This is a genomic window from Sphingomonas sp. (assembly GCF_031372575.1).
GTDB lineage: Bacteria > Pseudomonadota > Alphaproteobacteria > Sphingomonadales > Sphingomonadaceae > Sphingomicrobium.
Genome location: NZ_JANMLM010000059.1, coordinates 20,215 through 38,041, shown reverse-complemented (window position 1 = coordinate 38,041; position 17,827 = coordinate 20,215). Strand labels below are relative to the sequence as shown.

The 17,827-nt window shown below is 64.2% G+C and carries 21 protein-coding genes; 9 read left to right on the top strand and 12 right to left on the bottom strand.

The window, feature by feature from the left end; all coding sequences use genetic code 11:
• Window positions 1–2: 2 nt before the first annotated feature.
• The gene (locus RMN73_RS05715) at window positions 3–566 is read left to right on the top strand and encodes a DUF484 family protein (protein ID WP_309602355.1); all 564 of its coding nucleotides are present in this window, start codon (window positions 3–5) and stop codon (window positions 564–566) included.
• The gene (locus RMN73_RS05710; RefSeq protein WP_309602354.1) at window positions 548–1,471 is read left to right on the top strand and encodes a tyrosine recombinase XerC; all 924 of its coding nucleotides are present in this window, start codon (window positions 548–550) and stop codon (window positions 1,469–1,471) included. Before RMN73_RS05715 ends, RMN73_RS05710 begins: the two co-directional genes overlap by 19 nt.
• A 13-nt stretch (window positions 1,472–1,484) precedes the next feature.
• Here the strand turns inward: RMN73_RS05710 and RMN73_RS05705 are convergent, their stop codons facing one another.
• Genes RMN73_RS05705 through rsmI form a run of 4 tightly spaced genes read right to left on the bottom strand, consistent with a single transcriptional unit; the run spans window position 1,485 to window position 4,272 of the window.
• Window positions 1,485–2,111 carry a DedA family protein gene (locus tag RMN73_RS05705; protein WP_309602353.1) on the bottom strand — a complete coding sequence of 209 codons (627 nt, stop codon included), beginning with the start codon at window positions 2,109–2,111 and terminating at the stop codon, window positions 1,485–1,487.
• A 3-nt stretch (window positions 2,112–2,114) separates the two neighbouring features.
• Window positions 2,115–3,071, bottom strand: coding sequence for a glutathione synthase (gshB, locus tag RMN73_RS05700; protein WP_309602352.1), 957 nt, complete (start codon window positions 3,069–3,071; stop codon window positions 2,115–2,117).
• Window positions 3,072–3,085: 14 nt separating this feature from the next.
• Complete coding sequence (locus tag RMN73_RS05695; RefSeq protein ID WP_309602370.1) at window positions 3,086–3,391, bottom strand: YraN family protein; 306 nt, start codon at window positions 3,389–3,391, stop codon at window positions 3,086–3,088.
• A gap of 41 nt (window positions 3,392–3,432) precedes the next feature.
• Window positions 3,433–4,272, bottom strand: coding sequence for a 16S rRNA (cytidine(1402)-2'-O)-methyltransferase (rsmI, locus tag RMN73_RS05690; RefSeq protein ID WP_309602369.1), 840 nt, complete (start codon window positions 4,270–4,272; stop codon window positions 3,433–3,435).
• Between the two features lie 14 nt (window positions 4,273–4,286).
• Between rsmI and RMN73_RS05685 the strand changes: the two genes are divergently transcribed.
• The gene (locus tag RMN73_RS05685) at window positions 4,287–5,432 is read left to right on the top strand and encodes a penicillin-binding protein activator (RefSeq protein ID WP_309602351.1); all 1,146 of its coding nucleotides are present in this window, start codon (window positions 4,287–4,289) and stop codon (window positions 5,430–5,432) included.
• A 66-nt stretch (window positions 5,433–5,498) separates the two neighbouring features.
• Window positions 5,499–5,891, top strand: a complete 393-nt coding sequence (locus tag RMN73_RS05680) for a hypothetical protein (protein ID WP_309602350.1) — start codon at window positions 5,499–5,501, stop codon at window positions 5,889–5,891.
• Here RMN73_RS05680 and hemW read toward each other — a convergent pair.
• Genes hemW through rph form a run of 3 tightly spaced genes read right to left on the bottom strand, consistent with a single transcriptional unit; the run spans window position 5,888 to window position 8,321 of the window.
• Window positions 5,888–7,015, bottom strand: coding sequence for a radical SAM family heme chaperone HemW (gene hemW / locus RMN73_RS05675; protein ID WP_309602349.1), 1,128 nt, complete (start codon window positions 7,013–7,015; stop codon window positions 5,888–5,890). The two genes, RMN73_RS05680 and hemW, sit on opposite strands and share 4 nt — an antisense overlap.
• Window positions 7,012–7,620: an RdgB/HAM1 family non-canonical purine NTP pyrophosphatase gene (gene rdgB / locus RMN73_RS05670; RefSeq protein WP_309602348.1), complete on the bottom strand. Its 609-nt coding sequence runs from the start codon at window positions 7,618–7,620 to the stop codon at window positions 7,012–7,014. Before rdgB ends, hemW begins: the two co-directional genes overlap by 4 nt.
• Window positions 7,617–8,321 (bottom strand): ribonuclease PH, encoded by a 705-nt coding sequence (rph, locus tag RMN73_RS05665; protein WP_309602347.1) that lies wholly within the window; start codon window positions 8,319–8,321, stop codon window positions 7,617–7,619. The genes rdgB and rph overlap by 4 nt, the downstream gene beginning before the upstream one ends.
• A 71-nt stretch (window positions 8,322–8,392) precedes the next feature.
• Here rph and hrcA point away from each other — a divergent pair, with 71 nt between their 5' ends.
• Together hrcA and grpE are read left to right on the top strand one after the other, a co-directional pair.
• Window positions 8,393–9,427 (top strand): heat-inducible transcriptional repressor HrcA, encoded by a 1,035-nt coding sequence (hrcA, locus tag RMN73_RS05660; protein ID WP_309602346.1) that lies wholly within the window; start codon window positions 8,393–8,395, stop codon window positions 9,425–9,427.
• Window positions 9,424–9,972: a nucleotide exchange factor GrpE gene (gene grpE / locus RMN73_RS05655; RefSeq protein ID WP_309602345.1), complete on the top strand. Its 549-nt coding sequence runs from the start codon at window positions 9,424–9,426 to the stop codon at window positions 9,970–9,972. Before hrcA ends, grpE begins: the two co-directional genes overlap by 4 nt.
• On the opposite strand, the gene RMN73_RS05650 is transcribed toward grpE, so the two are convergent.
• The 3 genes from RMN73_RS05650 to RMN73_RS05640 form a co-directional block, all read right to left on the bottom strand.
• Window positions 9,969–11,246: an FAD-dependent oxidoreductase gene (locus tag RMN73_RS05650; RefSeq protein ID WP_309602344.1), complete on the bottom strand. Its 1,278-nt coding sequence runs from the start codon at window positions 11,244–11,246 to the stop codon at window positions 9,969–9,971. The two genes, grpE and RMN73_RS05650, sit on opposite strands and share 4 nt — an antisense overlap.
• Window positions 11,247–11,248: 2 nt before the next feature.
• A complete protein-coding gene (locus RMN73_RS05645; RefSeq protein WP_309602343.1) occupies window positions 11,249–13,837 on the bottom strand; it encodes a TonB-dependent receptor in 2,589 nt (862 codons plus the stop codon).
• A gap of 96 nt (window positions 13,838–13,933) precedes the next feature.
• Window positions 13,934–14,395 (bottom strand): vgr related protein, encoded by a 462-nt coding sequence (locus RMN73_RS05640; protein WP_309602342.1) that lies wholly within the window; start codon window positions 14,393–14,395, stop codon window positions 13,934–13,936.
• A 114-nt stretch (window positions 14,396–14,509) separates the two neighbouring features.
• Here RMN73_RS05640 and RMN73_RS05635 point away from each other — a divergent pair, with 114 nt between their 5' ends.
• From RMN73_RS05635 to mltG, 3 genes are all read left to right on the top strand, one after another.
• Complete coding sequence (locus RMN73_RS05635) at window positions 14,510–14,746, top strand: acyl carrier protein (RefSeq protein WP_309602341.1); 237 nt, start codon at window positions 14,510–14,512, stop codon at window positions 14,744–14,746.
• Window positions 14,747–14,850: 104 nt separating this feature from the next.
• Window positions 14,851–16,107, top strand: coding sequence for a beta-ketoacyl-ACP synthase II (gene fabF / locus RMN73_RS05630; RefSeq protein WP_309602340.1), 1,257 nt, complete (start codon window positions 14,851–14,853; stop codon window positions 16,105–16,107).
• A 44-nt stretch (window positions 16,108–16,151) separates the two neighbouring features.
• Window positions 16,152–17,069: an endolytic transglycosylase MltG gene (mltG, locus tag RMN73_RS05625; RefSeq protein WP_309602368.1), complete on the top strand. Its 918-nt coding sequence runs from the start codon at window positions 16,152–16,154 to the stop codon at window positions 17,067–17,069.
• Here the strand turns inward: mltG and RMN73_RS05620 are convergent, their stop codons facing one another.
• Entirely contained in the window at window positions 17,070–17,426 is a 357-nt protein-coding gene (locus RMN73_RS05620; protein WP_309602339.1) for a hypothetical protein, read from the bottom strand.
• A complete protein-coding gene (locus RMN73_RS05615) occupies window positions 17,374–17,766 on the bottom strand; it encodes a MarR family winged helix-turn-helix transcriptional regulator (protein WP_309602338.1) in 393 nt (130 codons plus the stop codon). Before RMN73_RS05615 ends, RMN73_RS05620 begins: the two co-directional genes overlap by 53 nt.
• Window positions 17,767–17,827: the final 61 nt, after the last annotated feature.

Here is a 17,827-nt window from a genome sequence, read left to right as displayed (position 1 = left end):
CGATGGGCAGGGTGATTTCGTTCGAGGATCGCGCGGTTGCAAAGCTCCGCGACCGGCTGGGGGAGGCCGAGAGCGCGCGCGCTGACCTGCTCGCCTTTGCGCGCGGCCATTCGGGGGCGGTGGCGTCGATCCATCGCGCCGTGATGGCTGGACTTGAAGCAGGCAGCCTCGACGATTTGCTGACCGTAGTGACTGACGACTGGCCGGCGATGCTTGGGCTCGACTCGGTGGTGCTTGCGCTGGTGGTGGGCAACCAGGCGTTTCGCGCCGACCGCAATGGCGTGCAGGTGCTGGCACGGCCAATCGTCAATCGCGCGCTTGCCCCGCTGGGGGCGGTCGAAATGCGCAATGTCGCGCGGGGCCATCAGTTATTCGGGAACGACGCGGACGCGGTCCGTTCCGAGGCGCTGGTGCGGATCGATTCGCCCGCGCCTCTGCCGTATGGGCTGCTCATTCTGGGCCAGCATGGCGCGCAGTCGCTCGATACACCGCACGGTGGCGATCTATTGCTGTTCCTTGGCCAGAGCCTCGCCGCTATGATCCGGCGATGGACGATGGCGGACTAGCAGAACATCCCGCGCGTGGCCTTGCCGCGCGGTGGGATTCATACCTCGCGCACGACCGCCGCCGATCGCCGCACACGGTGCGCGCCTATGTCGCCACCGCGCATCGCTTCATCGATTTCCTTGGGACCTATCGCGGCGAAGAGATTGGCCGGTTCGGGCTGCTCAATATCGCTGCGGCGGATTTGCGCGCGTTTCTCGCGGATCGGCGCGGCAGTGGTTTAGGGCCGAGCAGTGCGGCACGCGAAATGTCGGCGGTGCGCGCGTTTTTGACCTTTGCGGCCGAGGACCAGGGCAATATCCCGCAACTCCCCCGCACCCGCGCCCCCAAGCGCCCGCGAACACTGCCGCGCCCGGCCAGCCCGGACGATGCAGTCGCGTTGGCCGAGGATGCCGGGGCGGCGAGCGACGATTGGGTCGGCAAACGCGATCTTGCGATCCTGCTGTTGCTCTACGGATCCGGGCTGCGGATTGCCGAGGCGATGGCGCTGACCGCCAACGTGCTGCCGATCGGGCGGACGCTCAGGGTGCTCGGCAAGCGCGGCAAGACCCGTGTCGTCCCGGTGGTCGAGGCGGTGCGCGAGGCGATTGCCGTTTATGCGCTGGAGTGCCCGTGGCCGTTGGTCGGGGTGGCGCCATTGTTCGTCGGGGTACGCGGCGGGCCGCTCAATCCCGACCTGGTGCGGCGCGCGGTAAGGAATGCGCGGCATCGGCTCGGGCTGCCCGACACGCTTACCCCGCACGCTTTGCGCCACAGCTTTGCGACTCATTTGCTCGCTGGCGGGGCGGATCTGCGCTCGCTCCAGGAATTGCTCGGACACGCAAGCTTGTCGTCGACCCAAATCTACACCCAAGTCGATGCCGCGCAATTGCTCGACATTTACCGCAACGCGCATCCCAGGGCTTGAGAGCAGGGCCTGATCAGTCGCGTTCGACGGTGCCGGTGGCGGGATCGATGTTGCGGTGGGTCCACAGCCGGTGGACATAGCCAATGGCGAGCACAGCGAGGATTGCATTCGAAGCCGGGCCGATGACCTGATCGATATCGCGATAGCTTTCGCCGAGCTTATAGCCCGCGCCGGCGAGGAGTGCGGTCCAGCCCGCAGTGCCCAGTGTCGAGGCCAGGACGAAGGTGGCGAAGCGCATCTTGAGCAGCCCGGCGGGCACCGAGACGAGACTTCGAACGGTTGGCAGCAGCCGGCCGAGGAAGACAAAGAAGGTACCATTCTTGCGGAACCAAAGCTCGGCGCGCATCAATTCGGGCCAGGTGATCGTCAGCCAGCGGCCCCAACGGCACACGATCGGTCGTAACCGATCGACACCAAGCGCGCGGGCGGCCAGATACCAGACAATATTGCCGAGCATTGCCCCGGCGGTGCCGCTGGCGACAACTAGCCCATAACTGAGCTTGCCCTGGCCCGCGGCGACCCCCGCGACGGGCATGATCACTTCGGACGGGATTGGCGGAAAGATGGTCTCGAGGAACATCAGGAAGCCGACGCCCAAATAGCCCGATTGTTCGATCAGGCGGATGACCCAGTCGCTCATTGCTTAGCCTTGGCGCGCATGGAGGCGGGCTTCGATGGCATCCCAGATCAGCGCAGCAGTATCGCTGCCGTTGAAACGGTCGAGCGCGACTATCCCGGTGGGGGAGGTGACGTTGATCTCGGTCAGCATGCCGCCGATCACGTCGATCCCGACGAAGATCAAGCCGCGCTTGGCGAGTTCAGGCCCGAGGGCGGCACAAATCTCAGCCTCGCGCGGACTCAGCACGGTCGCTTCAGCGGTTCCACCAGCAGCGAGGTTGGATCGGATTTCGCCCTTGCCTGGGCGGCGATTGATCGCGCCCGCAACCTTGCCGTCAACCAGGATGATGCGCTTGTCGCCCTCGGCGACCGCGGGAAGGAAGGCCTGCGCGATATAAGGCTCGCGCCACACGTCGCCGAACAATTCGGCCAGCGCGGCAAGGTTCGATCCGTCGCGGCCGATGCGGAACACGGCGGCACCGGCATTGCCGTGGAGCGGCTTCATCACGATTTCGCCGTGGCAGACATGGAACGTCTTTAATTCGTCAAGCGAGCGGGTGATCAAGGTCGGCGGCATGAACCGCGCGAAGTCGAGCACGAACAATTTCTCGGGCGCATCGCGGACCGAGCGCGGGTCGTTGACGATGAGTGTCTCGCCCGCGATCCGTTCGAGCAAATAAGTAGCGGTGATGTAGCCGATGTCGAACGGCGGATCCTGGCGCATCAGGATGACGTCGATGTCGCCCGCGAGATCGAGCGTCACCGGATCGCCAGCAGTGAAGTGATTGCCCTGTTCGCCGCGAACGGTGACTTCGTGGGCCAGCGCGCGGACCTTGCCGTCTTCGTAGGAAAGCGCCTCAGGGGGATAGTGAAACAAGCGGTGCCCGCGCGCCTGCGCCGACAGCATCAGCGCGAAGCTCGAATCGCCGGCGATCGCGATCGATTCCATGGGATCCATTTGCACGGCGACGGTCAGGGTCATGGGCGCAGCGCCTATCACCCCAACCACACATTGGCGAGATGCTGCGGCAGGCGGCGCGGGACGATGAAGATCGCGTCGATGCGGATGTCGTCGCCGGGGCGGGCATAGCGCGGTTCGAGCTGGCGGGCGGCAACCGCGACCCGGCGCAGGCGATGCTCGTCGAGCGACTGGGCGGCGGCGTCAGCGGTGGCGCGCTGCTTAACCTCGATGAAGGCCAGTATCTTGCCGCGCCGCGCCACAAGATCGACTTCACCGCCGCGCATTTTTACGCGGGTGGCGAGGATCCGCCAGCCGTGAAGCCGGAGCCACCACGCCGCGATCGTCTCGGCACGGCGGCCGCGCTGCTCGGCGTGACGGCGGTTCAGTCGGACGATCCGAGCGCCAGCGCGCGGGCGTAGGCGCGCTTGCGGGGGATGTTGAGCGCGGCGGCAACTTCGGCGGCTGCGCGCGACGGGGTTAGCGTTTCAAGCGCCTCGCGCAATGCCGCGTCGAGTGCGTCATCGCTCGCTGCATCGGCCTCGCCCGGTGGGCCGATGACGATCACGATCTCGCCTCTGGGTGGCGCGTCGGCATAGCGCTCGGCAAGCTCGGCCAGCGTCCCGGTCACGGTTTCTTCATGCAGCTTGCTGATCTCGCGGATCACCGCGCCGTCGCGTTTCCCCAATCCACTCGCCAATGCGGCCAACGCCTCGCCGAGCCGCGGGCCGCTCTCGTAAAACACCAGGCTCGCCCGGATCGCGCCCACCTCGGCAATCGTATCCGCCCGCGCCTTGGCCTTGCTCGGCAGGAAGCCCGTGAACAGGAAGCGGTCGGTCGGCAATCCCGCCAGGGTCAGCGCCGCAATCGCCGCGCAGGCGCCGGGGATCGTATGCACCGCATGCCCCGCAACCCGCGCCGCGCGCACCAGCTTGTATCCGGGGTCGCTGATCAACGGCGTCCCCGCGTCGCTCACCAAAGCGACCACCTCGCTCCCCAGCCGCGTCAAAATCCGCTCGCGCTCGGCCTCGCTACTATGATCGTGATAGACCGCCATCGGCGCGGTCGCTTCGACATGCGCGAGCAGTTTCGCGGTCACGCGCTTGTCCTCGGCGAGGATCAGGCTCGCCTCGCGCAGGGTCGCCGCCGCGCGCGCGCTCAAATCGGAAAGATTGCCGATCGGGGTCGCAACGATATACAGACCGGGGGATAGGGCATCGGACATCATCAGGAACAGTCATGGCACTTTCCCCCAAAACTCGGCAAGCGCGGCGCGCGATACTAGCGATCATCGGCTCTGGCGTGTTGCTGCTCGCGGGCTGCCAGACCAATGCGCCAATGCGTCCGGCCGGCCCGAATCCGGTTGGTCCCAACGACGGTCCTGACGCTCCGCGCCACCGGGTCGCAATAATCATTCCGTTGAGCGGACAGGATGCCGGGGTCGGTACGTCGATCGCCAATGCCGCCAGCCTGGCGTTGATGGACAGCGGCGACCGAACTATCCGGCTACTGACCTATGACAGTGCAAGCGGCGCAGCGGCGGCCGCGGAGCGCGCGATCGGCGAAGGTGCAGAGCTGATTCTCGGGCCGTTGCTCGCCGAGGATGTGCGCGCGGTGACCCCCGTTGCCCGACGCTCAAATGTGCCGGTGGTTGCGTTCTCCAACGACGCGAGCGTTGCCGGCGGTGGCATTTACATCATGGGCGCGACCCCCGGACAGGCGATCGACCGCGTGATACGTTATTCGCGCAGCAAGGGCGCAACGCGATTTGGGGCGCTGGTCCCGACCGGCCTTTATGGCCAGCGCGCGGCGCAGGCGATGCTCGGGTCGGTGCGATCGTCGGGTGGGAGCATCACCGGGCTTCAGACCTTCAATCGCTCGGTCGCCGCGGTGCGGTCGGCAGCGCAGATCCTGTCCAATAAAGGCGAGATGGACGCGGTGCTGATCGCCGACAGCGGCAAGATGGCGGCGATTGCAGGATCGGCGCTTCGTCCAGGGGCGCGATTAATGGGGACCGAATTATGGGCCGGGGACCGGACGCTTGGTCAGACCGCGCGGCTTCGCGGAGCCTTGTTTGCAGCGGCACCCGATGCGCGCTTCACCCAGCTGGTTGGCCGCTACAAGGCGCGGTACGGCAAGACCCCGTATCGCCTGGGCAGCCTGGGTTATGACGCGATGTTGCTGACCGTGCGGTCGGCGCGAAGCTGGCCGGTGGGGCGCCCGTTCCCGATGCGCAGCCTGGCCGACCGCGATGGATTTGCCGGAGTCGACGGGATTTTCCGCTTTGGTCGCGATGGCGTTGCCGAACGATCGCTCGAGGTGCGGCAGGTCACCGCCACCGGCGCAATCACCGTCTCCCCGGCGGCGACTTCCTTCGCCAAGTAAGCCGCTTGTAACAAAGCTGAAATGGAGTCATTCTCCCGCCACAGAGTGGATCGGAGGAGAGGTTCGATGATTTCATTCCTGATTGGCTCGGCGCTCGGCCTGACCGTAATGCAAGCCGGGATCGACATGCCGCGCAAGAATTTCGTGGCCTGCCTGCGCACAGCATTCGATACCGCGCTGACCCAACGCGTGGCGACCGGCGATTATGGTGCGTTTGCGCTCAAGGCCTGCGACAGTGAGGCCAATAGCTTGCGATCGGGCCTGATCGGGTTCGACGTCAAAAATGGTATCCGGCGGACCCAGGCATCGGCCGATGCCGCCGCCCAGATCGACGATTATGTCGCCATGTCGACCGAAAAATATGAAACCAAGGTCGGACCATCGAAGGGCAATGTCGCGGCGAGTGCGGCGCCAATAACGACGCCGACCCCTACGCCAGTGGCGGCTCCCAAACCTTAAGCCGCGATTTCGGCGAGGATCGAATCGAGTAATAAGCGGCCAGCCTCGGTCGTGGCGAGATGCGCGCCATCGCGGTGGAGCAAGCCGTGGCCGATGAGGCGGCCGACGGCGGCCTGATCGACGATCGCTCGGTCGAAGCGGGCTTCGAGCGCGGCAAGGTCGATGCCTTCGGCAAGGCGCAGTCCCATGACCAGCGCTTCCTTGGCGGCATCGACGGCGGGCAGGATGTCCTCCTCGACCAAGCCGTGGCCGTTACGGGCGACGGCGGCGAGGAAATTCTCGGGCTTCTTGTGGCGGACGGTGCGCATCCCCGTGCGCCGACCGTGCGCGCCAGGTCCGACCCCGGCATAATCGCCGTAGCGCCAATAGGTCAGATTGTGGCGGCTCTCGGCGCCGGGGCGGGCGTGGTTGGAGATTTCGTAGGCGGGAAGGCCGGCGGTGGCGGTGCGCGCTTGGGTATGCTCGAACAGCCGCGCCGCCATTTCGGAGTCGAGCGGCTCGAAATCGTGACGGGCGACCATCGATGCGAAGCGGGTGCCGGGCTCGATCGTGAGTTCATAGAGTGAGAGATGATCGGTGCCGAGCGATAGAGCGCGATCAAGGCTTGCTGCCCAGCTGTGCTCGGTGTCGCCGGGCAAAGCATAGATCAGGTCGAAGCTGACCCGATCCACCGCTGATTGAGCTGCAGCCAGCGCACGCTGGCCCTCGTCGGCGCTGTGCGCGCGACCAAGGAAGGCGAGGGACGCATCGTCGAAGCTCTGCAGCCCGAGGCTGATGCGGTTGACCCCGGCGCGGGCAAGGTCGGCGAAGCGCGCGGCCTCGGCGCTGTTGGGATTGGCTTCCAGCGTGATTTCGACATCGTCGGCGGCGGGCCAATGCGTCGTTGCGGCTGCAATCACCGCTTCGACCGTTGCAGGGTCCATCAGCGATGGCGTGCCGCCACCGAAGAAGATCGAGCTTAGCCGTCGATCGGGGAGTAAAGCGGCTTCATGCGCGAGATCCGCGAGCAGAGCAGCGCGCCACCGGTCCTGATCGACAGACTCGCGGACATGGCTGTTGAAGTCGCAATAGGGGCATTTGGAAACGCAGAACGGCCAGTGGACGTAGAGGGCTAGGGCGTTCACTTGGTCAGCGCGGCGACCAGCAGTTTGAACGCTTCCGCCCGATGGCTGATGGCATGTTTCTCGGCCGGGTCGATTTCCCCGAAGGTGCGGTCCATGCCAGTGGCGACGAACATGGCGTCATAGCCGAAGCCGTTTCCCCCACGCGGCGGCCAGACAAGCATGCCGTGGACCTTGCCTTCGAAACTCTCGATCGCGCCGTCGGGCCAGGCGAGCGACAAGGCGCAAACGAAATGCGCGTCGTGGCCGGCGTCGGGGCCAGCGGCCTCGACCGCGGTCCACACCTTGTCCATTGCCCGGCCGAAGTCGCGATTGCCCGATTCGTCTTCCGCCCAACGCGCGGAAAATATTCCCGGCTCACCATGGAGTGCATCGACGCTCAGCCCGCTATCGTCGGCGAGCGCGGGCAGGCCGCTAAGATCAGCGGCTTCACGCGCTTTCAGTTCGGCATTGTCGACGAAGGTATTGCCGATCTCCTCTGGCTCGGGAAGGTCGAGCTCCGCCGCGCCGACGCACTCGATCCCGAACGGCTCCATCAACGCCCGAATTTCGCGCAATTTGCCCGCATTATGCGTGGCGATGACCAGCTTGGGACCAATCGCCTTCATCGGCCAGTCGCCGCGAGTTGCGCTTTGAAGATTTCGGTGCAGCCGATCTTGGCGAGGCGGAGCAAGCGGAGCAGGGCTTCCTCGTCGAAGGTCGCGCCCTCGGCGGAGATTTGCGCCTCGACGATCGCGCCGTCGCCGGTCAGCACGAAATTGCCATCGGACCCGGCCGAGCTATCCTCAACATAGTCGAGGTCGAGCACCGGATTGCCATCGTGAATGCCGCACGACACGGCGGCGACCTGAGTGGTGATCGGGTCAACCGCGAGGTTCAATTTATCGACCGCAATCCGCAGCGCGACCCACGCGCCCGAGATGGATGCGGTGCGGGTACCGCCATCGGCCTGGATGACATCGCAATCGATCACGATCTGGCGTTCGCCCAGTGCCTTCAAGTCGACCACCGCGCGAAGCGAGCGCCCGATCAGGCGCTGGATTTCCTGGGTGCGGCCCGACTGCTTGCCCTTGGCTGCCTCGCGATTGCCGCGCGTGTGGGTGGCGCGGGGCAGCATTCCATATTCGGCGGTGACCCAGCCCTGGCCCTTGCCGCGCAGGAATGGCGGGACCTTCTCCTCGATGCTGGCGGTGACCAGCACGCGAGTGTCACCGAAGCTGACCAGGCACGAGCCTTCGGCATGCTTGGTGAAGCCCGGCTCGAAGGTAAGCGTTCGCATCTGGTCGGGGGCGCGGCCGCTGGGACGCATGGATAATCTCCTGATAAGTGGTTGGCGGCTCCCTAGACCGAGCGGCGCCGTAATCCTAGACGGGGCGCACCATGACCACCCCGCTTCCCGAACTCACCGACCGCATGCGCCAAATCTTCGGACTGGTGGTCGATGCGTATATCGAGCGCGGGGTGCCGGTCGGGTCGAAGATGCTGGTGGGCAATGTCAGCCTGTCCCCGGCCTCGATCCGCGGGGTGATGCAGGAGCTGGAGGAGCGCGGGCTGCTGACCCATCCGCATACCAGCGCCGGGCGCGTGCCGACCGAGACCGGGCTGCGCCTGTTCGTCGATGGAATCATGCAGGCGACGCTCCCTGCCGCCGCCGAGCGCGCGGCGATCGAGGCGCAGATGGAGGGGCGAGGATCGATCGAGGATGCCTTGTCCGGGGCGACTTCTGCGCTGTCGGGCCTGTCCGCCTGCGCCGGCGTCGTGCTGACCCCGAAGCGCGAGATGCGGCTCAAGCAATTGAGCTTCGTGCCCTTGAGTGCAACCCGCGCTTTGGCGGTGATTGTCGGGATGGACGGCACGGTCGAGAATCGGATGGTCGAGCTGGTGCCGGGGACGAGCGCGGTGTCGCTGGCCGAGGTCGCCAATTATGTCAGCGCGCGATTGTCGGGGCTGACCCTGAGCGAAGCCGAGGTGCGGCTGCGGATCGAGATTAAGGAGCGGCGCGACGCGATCGACGGGGCGGCGGCGGAGCTGGTTGCGCTGGGGCTCGCCAGCTGGAGCAAGGATGCGACCCAGCGCCCGGTGCTGATCGTGCGGGGCCAGGCCAATCTCATCGACCAATCGACGGCTGAGGATCTGGAGCGGGTGCGGCGGTTGCTCGACGAGCTCGAGGATCGGCAGGAGATAGCCCGTTTGCTCGAGGGTGCGCGCGATGGCGACGGGTGCCGGATTTTCATCGGCGCCGAGAATCGCATGTTCGCACTGTCGGGTTCCAGCGTGATCGCCGCGCCCTATCGCGACAGCGACGACAAGGTGGTCGGGGTGGTCGGCGTAATCGGCCCGACGCGGTTGAACTATGCCCGGGTGGTCCCCATGGTAGATTTTACAGCGCAAGCACTGACGAGATGGATGGCATGAACGACAACGAACACGATTATCACGACGAAGCCGAGGAGATTCGCGCCGAGACTGCGGCGGGCGCCCCCGAGCTGGCCGAGCATGACCGCGTGGGTGAGCTGGAAAAGGCGCTGGAGGAGGCCAATTCCAAGGCGCTCTATGCCGCCGCCGAGCAACAGAACACGCGCCGCCGCCTCGAAAAGGAAATGGCCGATGCCAAGACCTACGCGTCGGCCGGGTTCGCGCGCGATATGCTGGCGATCAAGGACAATATCGAGCGCGCGCTGGCGGCGGTGACCGACGAACTGCGTGCCGATCAGACCGCAGCCAATTTCCTCGCCGGGATCGAGGCGACGGCGCGCGAACTCGAGTCGGTGTTTGCTCGCAACGGGGTGGAGCGGGTCGCGTCGAAGGGCCTGCCGCTCGATCCGCACCGGCACCAGGCGATGATCGAAATTCCGAGCGACGAGGAACCGGGGACGATCATCGAGGAAATGCAGGCGGGCTATGTGTTGAAGGATCGTCTGCTTCGCCCGGCGTTGGTCGGAGTGGCGAAGAAGCCCTAGTGAACTTCGCGTGCTTGCTTCGTCGCCTTGGTGGCGAGGGTGAAGCGGGGTTCGGTCTGCGGGCCGCTTGATAGGACGATCGCGGCGGCAAGGCGGCCGACTTCGGGGCCATGTTTGAAGCCGTGGCCTGATCCGCCGCCGACCAGGATGACGTTGGACATGGTTGGATGGCGGTCGATCAGGAAGTCGCCGTTCGAGCTATTTTCATATTGGCAGACTTCGCTGCCGATCAGCGGCGCGCCGCGAAGTCCGGGGAAGCGGCGGTCGCGAAACGCCACGACATTGGCCAGCGCGGCGGCGCTATATTGGCGCGAGTGGGTGTCGGGATCGACCTCGATACCATGCGTGTCATGGGCGAATTTGACGCCTTTGCCCTCCAGGTCGGGGAAGCCGTAATAGACGTCGCCGCCGTTGAAATCGGCCCAGCCGGGCATCATTCCCGGCTGGAACATTAGGTCGCCAGCCGGGGTGCCGAAGTAGAACACCTCCTGCCGGGTGGCGACGATCCGACCGCCTAGTAGCTCAGGAAACAGTTTCGGCAACCATGGGCCAAGCGCGAATACAAACAGGTCGGCCTGAATGGTCTCGCCAAGCTTGCTGATCACGGCGTCGGCCGTACGCCCATTCGTGCGGATCGAGGCGGCGGCCATCGTTCGCCGGATAACGCCCTTGTCTGTCAATTGTCTGGCCAGCGTCTGCACCGCGCGCCGTGCCATAAGCGCGCCGAAGCCCGGCTCGAGGAAGCCGGTCTCAACCCCCGCAAAGTCGATCATCTGGAATCGCTGCGCCATGGTCGCGCGGGTCATTTCGACAATCGGAAGGCCGATCTTGCGGCTCACCGCAACCGAGTCGGCGAAATAGGAATCGGGCTTCGAGGTGAAGAACAGCACCCCATGCTCGACGAAAATGGGCAGGCCGGAGCGGGACGATAGCGCCTTCCATTCGACCAGGCTGTCACGGGCCATGCGCGAATAGATTTCGTCTTTGCCATAGCCGGCGCGGGTCATCCGGCTCTCGCCGCCCGATGAGGCGCGGCTGTGGGCCGGCGAAAATGCGTCGATCAGGGTCACGGCATGTCCGGCGCGGCGAAGATGCTCGGCGGTCCAGGTGCCAAACACGCCAGCGCCGATCACGGCGACGCGGCGCTTCGACAATCCTTGCGCTCGGACGATCGCCGGGGCCGCAACGACGACGCCGCCCGCTCCGGTGAGGAGCGAGCGGCGCGTCAGGGCGGAGAGCGGCGGGCCAGAAGCTGCACCGCTACTCCCTTTCATGGTTACCCGCGCTCCGGTTCCGGCGGGGGCGGGGGCGGCGGTGGTGGTGGTGGGCAGGTGTCCGTCGCCAGGATCACCGATCCATCACCGCAGGTCTGCGTCGCAGGCGGTGGTGGAGGCGGCGGCGGTGGTGGCGGCGGCGGCGGTGGCGGAGGTGCCGCAACCGCTTGGCCAAACGACTTGCGGAGCGTCAAACCGACGATTCGCGGTTGCCCGACGATGTAGCCGAAGCGAGCGCGCAGGCCGCGTTCGCGATCGATCGCCAGTTTCGGGCTGCTGTCGAACAGATTCTTCACATAAAGCGAGATGTCGAGGCCGTTGGCGAAGTGCAGTCCGGCGTCGGCATTGAACAAGGTGTAAGCCGGGAGGTTAAGCGATCCGATGTTGTTGACGCCCGAGCCATAAGCGCCGGTCGCCGGATCGTAGAACAGGGCGTTGGTAATGTTGCCCGCACCAGCTTCCTGGTCGCCCGGCTCGCCGAAGCGATTGCCAATCCGCTGAACGCTCGCGCCAATCCTCCAGTCGATGCTGTCGCTGAGCGCATGCTCATAATTGGCAGCAGCCGCGAACTGGAACTTAGGTACGGTCGCAAGGCGGTTGCCGTCACGAATGCCGCCAAGCACGGCGCCGGTCCCATCGACGATCGTCGAATCGAATTTGGCGCTCTGAATATTGCCCGACAGCGACAGTTCGAGCCCCCGGATCGGACGCGCCGAAAATTCGGCTTCGATGCCGGTCGAATGCGCCTTGGGCACGTTATAGACCAGCCGCGATGAGCAGCTGCCCGCCGTCAGCGTGACCTGCAAGTCGCGGATTTCATTATGGAACACCGCCGAGTTGAACGTGATTCCGTTCCTCGAATATTTCACGCCGGCTTCGTAATTCCACAACGTCTCGTCTTGGTAGGTCGTCGCGCCGCCGAACGTGATCAAATCTTGCGGCGTGCACAGCGGCCGGTTGATCGGATCGTTGATGCCGCCCAGGCGGAAGCCCTTGGCCGCTTGCACATTAAAGCTCAACGACCGGCTCGGCTCGAAGCTGATGATGAAGCGCGGCGAGATACCGTTGGACTTGGTCTTGTCACCGAGGTTGGTGTTAACATCGGAGAAGACGCCGCCGGAGACGAAATCACGTTTCTCCCGGAAATTATAATAACGCGCGCCGGCGGTCAGTTTGAACTGGCCAATCTTGTAGCTTCCCTCGCCAAACAACGCGGCCTGCTTGATCTTGTAATTGATGTCGGCGTTGTACGGGCTGTCCGTCGGGAAACCATTGCGGAGTTGAGCAATCAGTACCCCCGGGGCAGCGACATTGAGGAAAATTTGGCCGAACGGATCAGAGCCCGGGGTGGGAAGTCGCTGGGCATAGTCACGAGCGACATCACTATAAAAGCCGCCAAATACCCATTGGAAAGGGCCAGATCCAGTCGATGCGAGACGCAGTTCCTGGGTCCATTGCTTCACCTTGGTGGTGTCGACCAAATTGGAGTTTAGCGCCGCGCCGCCAACCGCACCGGGGGTCAGTCCAGCAAACGACACATACACCGACCCAGTTAGCGCTGACGCATCGCGACTGACAAGGATGTCGCGATCAACATAGGACGTGACCGAGGTGAGTTCCGCCCCACCAAAATCATAGCTTGCGACGAGATCGGCAAGCAACGTCTTGTCGCGAAATTCCTCGCGCAGGCGCAGATATTGCTCTCGTCGCTCGAGGGTGTTGCCGCCGGTCGTAAACTGGTTGTTGAACAGAATGTAACGATCTTCGCGGTTGAAGCCGCCCGCCTTGACGTCCTGGTAAACGACGCGCGGCGTGATCTTCAGTTCGGGCGTGGGCTGGAACAGCACCGACAAGCGGCCGCCGACGCGGCTGCCGTCGTTGACGTTCTTCTTTGAGTAAGGCCCGACCGCGTCGATGAAGCCACCAAAGTGCGTCCCATAGCCAACGGCACGGATTGCAATGGTGTCGGACACCGGGAGATTGATCGCGCCCTTCATCGAATAACCGATGTCGCCACCCTTGAGGATGTTGATCCCGCCTTCGATCGAGCCTTCAAGGCGATCAACGTTGGGCTGATTGGTGATATAGCGAATGGTGCCGCCAACGCTGCCCGATCCGAACAGGGTCCCCTGCGGTCCGCGCAAGGTTTCAACACGGTTGAGATCGTACAGGTCGAAGTCGGGGGTGAACAAAGAAACCGAGGTCACGCTTTCGTCGAGATAAGCGCCGACCTGTTCCTTCACACCCGGTTGATCTCGGGCAATCTGCCCGGCGGACACGCCGCGCACCGAAACCTGGCTCTGGCCCGGCCCGAGGTTCTGGACGGTAAGCCCGGCAATATTGCGGCTGAGGTCTTCAAGCGACTGCGCGTGCGCGCGCTCAATATCCTTTTGCGTCTGCGCGTTGATCGAGAATGGCACTTCCTGAATGCGGCTCGACCGTTTGGTTGCGGTGACGATAATTTCCTGCTCGTCCGCCGGATCAGCCTGGGCCTGAGCCTCGGCCGCTGTCTGTGCGTGAGATGGCGAGATAATGCCAAGAGAGGCGACGCCAACCAACAAGTGACTCATTGCGATCGATCGAGTGCGCATTCGAACCTCCCCTTTAAGGTCGTTTATTGTGGAGAGTGTATGCAGTTGTGCGTTGCAGCGAAACCGGGTGGGCCATTAATCGGATCAATGTTGCGATTATGTAACAATAGCTTCGAATGGCAGTAACCTGCGGTCGGCGAGTTGGGGAACGGCGAACCCGCGATCGGCCAGGAAGCGGTGGCGCACGATCTCGGCCTGTTGTTCGAGGCCATAACGATCGAAGCGCTGACCGTCGCGGAGCTGGTAGCTGTAGCGGCAGAACGGATGGCGCATCAGTGGTAAATAGAAACGCCCGCGTTTTTGCGACTGCCAGACGTGGGTCATTTCGTGGATGAACAGCCCCTGGAGCGATAGCGCGGCGGTCGCGAAATCGTCCGACCAATTGGGGTCGGCGGGATGGAAGTGGATGTTGCCGGTCGGGGCCATGACGATTCCGCGCGGCTGAAACGGCCACCAGCGGCCGCGGATGATCCTGACCCGGTCATAATCGATTGCCGCGCCAAAGATCGATCGGGCAAGGGCAACTTCGCCGGCGGTTAGTGGTCGGACATGGCGCATCGGAACCGGCGATAAGCCCGCGGGGTTGAGCCGTCGAGCGTGACTTGTCCCACTTGCGGGGCGGGCGCGGCGCGGCTAGGGCTTCGTCAAAGCTAAACAGGAAGGAAAGTCCACATGAGCGAGACCGCTGATCGGGTGAAGAAAATCGTCGTCGAGCATCTTGGAGTCGACGCCGAAAAGGTCACCGAAGAAGCGAGCTTCATCGACGATCTTGGCGCAGACAGCCTCGACATTGTCGAGCTGGTGATGGCGTTCGAGGAAGAATTTGGGGTCGAAATCCCCGATGACGCCGCGGAGAAGATCGCGACCGTCAAGGATGCGATCGATTTCATCGACCAGAACAAGGGCTGATCGGGACCGATCGGCTGCCGGCTCGCCGATGAGGCGGCACGAACGGCTTCCCGCGTCACAACGGGAGGCCGTTTGCATGTCGGTCAGGAAGCAGGGGGATTAAGATGCGGCGTGTGGTGGTGACGGGACTGGGGCTGGTGACTCCGCTCGGCGGAGACGTCGAGACGACGTGGGCCAATATCCTGGCCGGCAAGTCTGGCGCTGGGCCAATCACGCGCTTCGATGCAAGCGACCAGAAATGCACCATCGCCTGCGAGGTAAAGCCGGCCGATCATGAATATGGCTTCGATCCGGGCAAGCGGGTCGATCACAAGGTCCAGCGCCAGGTCGATCCGTTCATCATCTATGGCATCGACGCCGCAGGCCAGGCACTCGAGGACGCCGGGCTGACCGAGATGGACGAGGAAACCAAGCTTCGGACCGGCTGCTCGATCGGCTCGGGGATCGGCGGGCTTCCGGGGATTGAAAGCGAATCGCTGGTGCTCGCGGAGAAAGGCCCGGGACGGGTCAGCCCGCATTTCGTCCATGGTCGCCTGATCAATCTGATCAGCGGTCAGGTGAGCATCAAATATGGCCTGATGGGCCCCAATCATTCGGTCGTTACGGCCTGCTCGACCGGGGCGCATTCGATCGGTGATGCGGCGCGGATGATCAAGGATGATGATGCCGATATCATGCTCGCCGGTGGGGCCGAGGGCACGATCAATCCGCTCGGCGTGGCCGGATTTGCTGCGGCACGAGCGCTCAACTCGAGCTTTAACGACCGCCCGCAGCAGGCCAGCCGCCCCTACGACAAGGGCCGCGACGGCTTTGTCATGGGCGAAGGCGCGGGCGTCGTGGTGCTCGAGGAATATGAACATGCCAAGGCGCGCGGCGCGAAAATCTATGCCGAAGTCGTCGGTTATGGCCTGTCGGGCGATGCCTATCACGTGACCGCGCCGCATCCCGAAGGACGGGGCGCCGAGATCGCGATGCGGATGGCGCTGAAAAAGGCCGGGATGGAGCCGTGCGACATCGACTATATCAATGCCCACGGCACCTCGACGATGGCCGACACGATCGAGCTGGCCGCCGCCAAACGCGTGTTCGGCGACGATCTGTGCGGCGCATCGATGAGCAGCACCAAGTCGGCGATCGGGCATTTGCTGGGTGGCGCGGGCGCAGTCGAGAGCATCTTCTGCATTCTCGCAATCCGCGACCAGATCGTCCCGCCGACGCTCAACCTTGATGATCCCGATGACGGCACCGAGGGGGTCGATCTGGTTCCGCACATTGCCAAAAAGCGGGAAGTAAAAGCGGTGCTCAACAACAGCTTCGGGTTTGGCGGGACCAACGCCAGCCTGGTGATGAAGGCAGTGTGAAGACGCTGATTGGCAGGATCGGCTTTGGCCTCGCCTTCCTGGCGATGGCGGTCGTCGCTTATTCGTGGTGGGGACCTGGTCCGGCCAAACAGGGGACGGTGGTCATCATTCCGCCGGGTGCCCGGTTGCAGAGCGCGACCGATTATCTGCACTATGCCGGAGCGATCGATGGGTCGCGCAATAAATTTTATTATCTGGCCAGGCTGCTGGGTGAAGGTGATCCTATCCAGGCCGGGGAATTTGAAATTCCCGAACATGCCAGTCCGGCAACGATCCTGTATCTGCTCCAGCATGGCCGTCCGCGGCAGCGATTGCTGACCGTGCCGGAAGGGATGCCGTCGATCAGTGTCCAGGAACGGCTTGAGGCGTTGCCGTCGGCAACCGGGGCGACGCCGGTGCTGGGCGAGGGGACGGTGCTGCCCGATAGCTACACGTACGAGACGGGTGAAGCGCGATCGGCGATTGCGGCGCGGATGGTCCAGGCGATGGACAAGGAGCTTGCCGCGCTGTGGGCCAAGCGCAAGCCAGGTTGCCCGGTCAATTCGCCGCAGCAGGCGCTGACGCTAGCGTCGATCGTCGAGAAGGAAACCGGCAAAGCGTCCGAACGGCGGACGGTCGCCGGGGTCTATTGCAACCGCCTGCGGATCGGGATGAAGCTCGATGCCGACCCGACGGTGATTTACCCGATCACCAAGGGCAAGCCGCTCGGGCGGCGGATCAAGCGGTCGGAACTTGATGCTATCACCGGTTATAACACCTACCGCGAAGTCGGCCTGCCGATGGGGCCGATCGCCAATCCGGGCAAGCTGAGCATCGCCGCCGTGCTCGATCCGCAGCCGACCAAGGCGCTCTACTTCGTCGCCGATGGCACTGGCGGGCACGTCTTTGCCGAGACGCTGGACGAGCATAATGCCAATGTGGCCAAATGGTTCGCCATCCGCCGCAAGCGCGGTGAGATGTGATCAGGCGGTGAGTGCCGCGGAGCGAACGTAGCCGACCCGGCCATCGGGGCCATAACCCCAGGCCCAGCCCCGGCTATTGTCGAGCATTCGCAATTCGTCACCGGGATTGAGCGTTCCGAACATTTCCGCCTGATCGTCGGCGGCGGCGAGGAATGGCGCGGCGGACAGGATCTTGCGGATCAGCGGCTCGGCATAATGCGAGGCGACCACCCGCCCGGCGAGCGCGACGTCGGCCAGATCCTGGCGATAGGCGTGGGTCCCGGGGTCGGGATGCTCAGACGTTCCGGCGAGCGGAAAACCGCCCTCAGCGATCGGCGAAGGCGGGTTCGCGCGACTGCCCGCTGCGGTTGCCGCCAATTGCCGACCGGCTGGAGGGACCATCGCTTGCCCGGAGGTAGCGCGTGAAGTTTTCAAGAAACTGGGTCCCATCCTTGGTGCGGACGACAAAGATGTTTCGCCGGTCGTCCTGATCGCGTTCGCGCCGCAGATAGCCGAGGCTGCCAAGCGTGTTCAAGGCGCGAGTGACAACGGGCTTCGAAACCCCGAGCGTGGAGGCGATCCCGCGCACCGTATGCGGCCCGGGCGTGAGGTAAATAAGCATCAGAAGCGCCATCTGACGATTCGTCAGATCGGGTTCCCCAGACCGGACGTAATTGATCAAAGTGCGCATCCAGCCGGACAATTGCCCGTCGGTCATTAATCACTCCTCACCGCCGCGTAGACTTAGATAACGGCAAGCGGGCGCTTTTGTTGCGTCG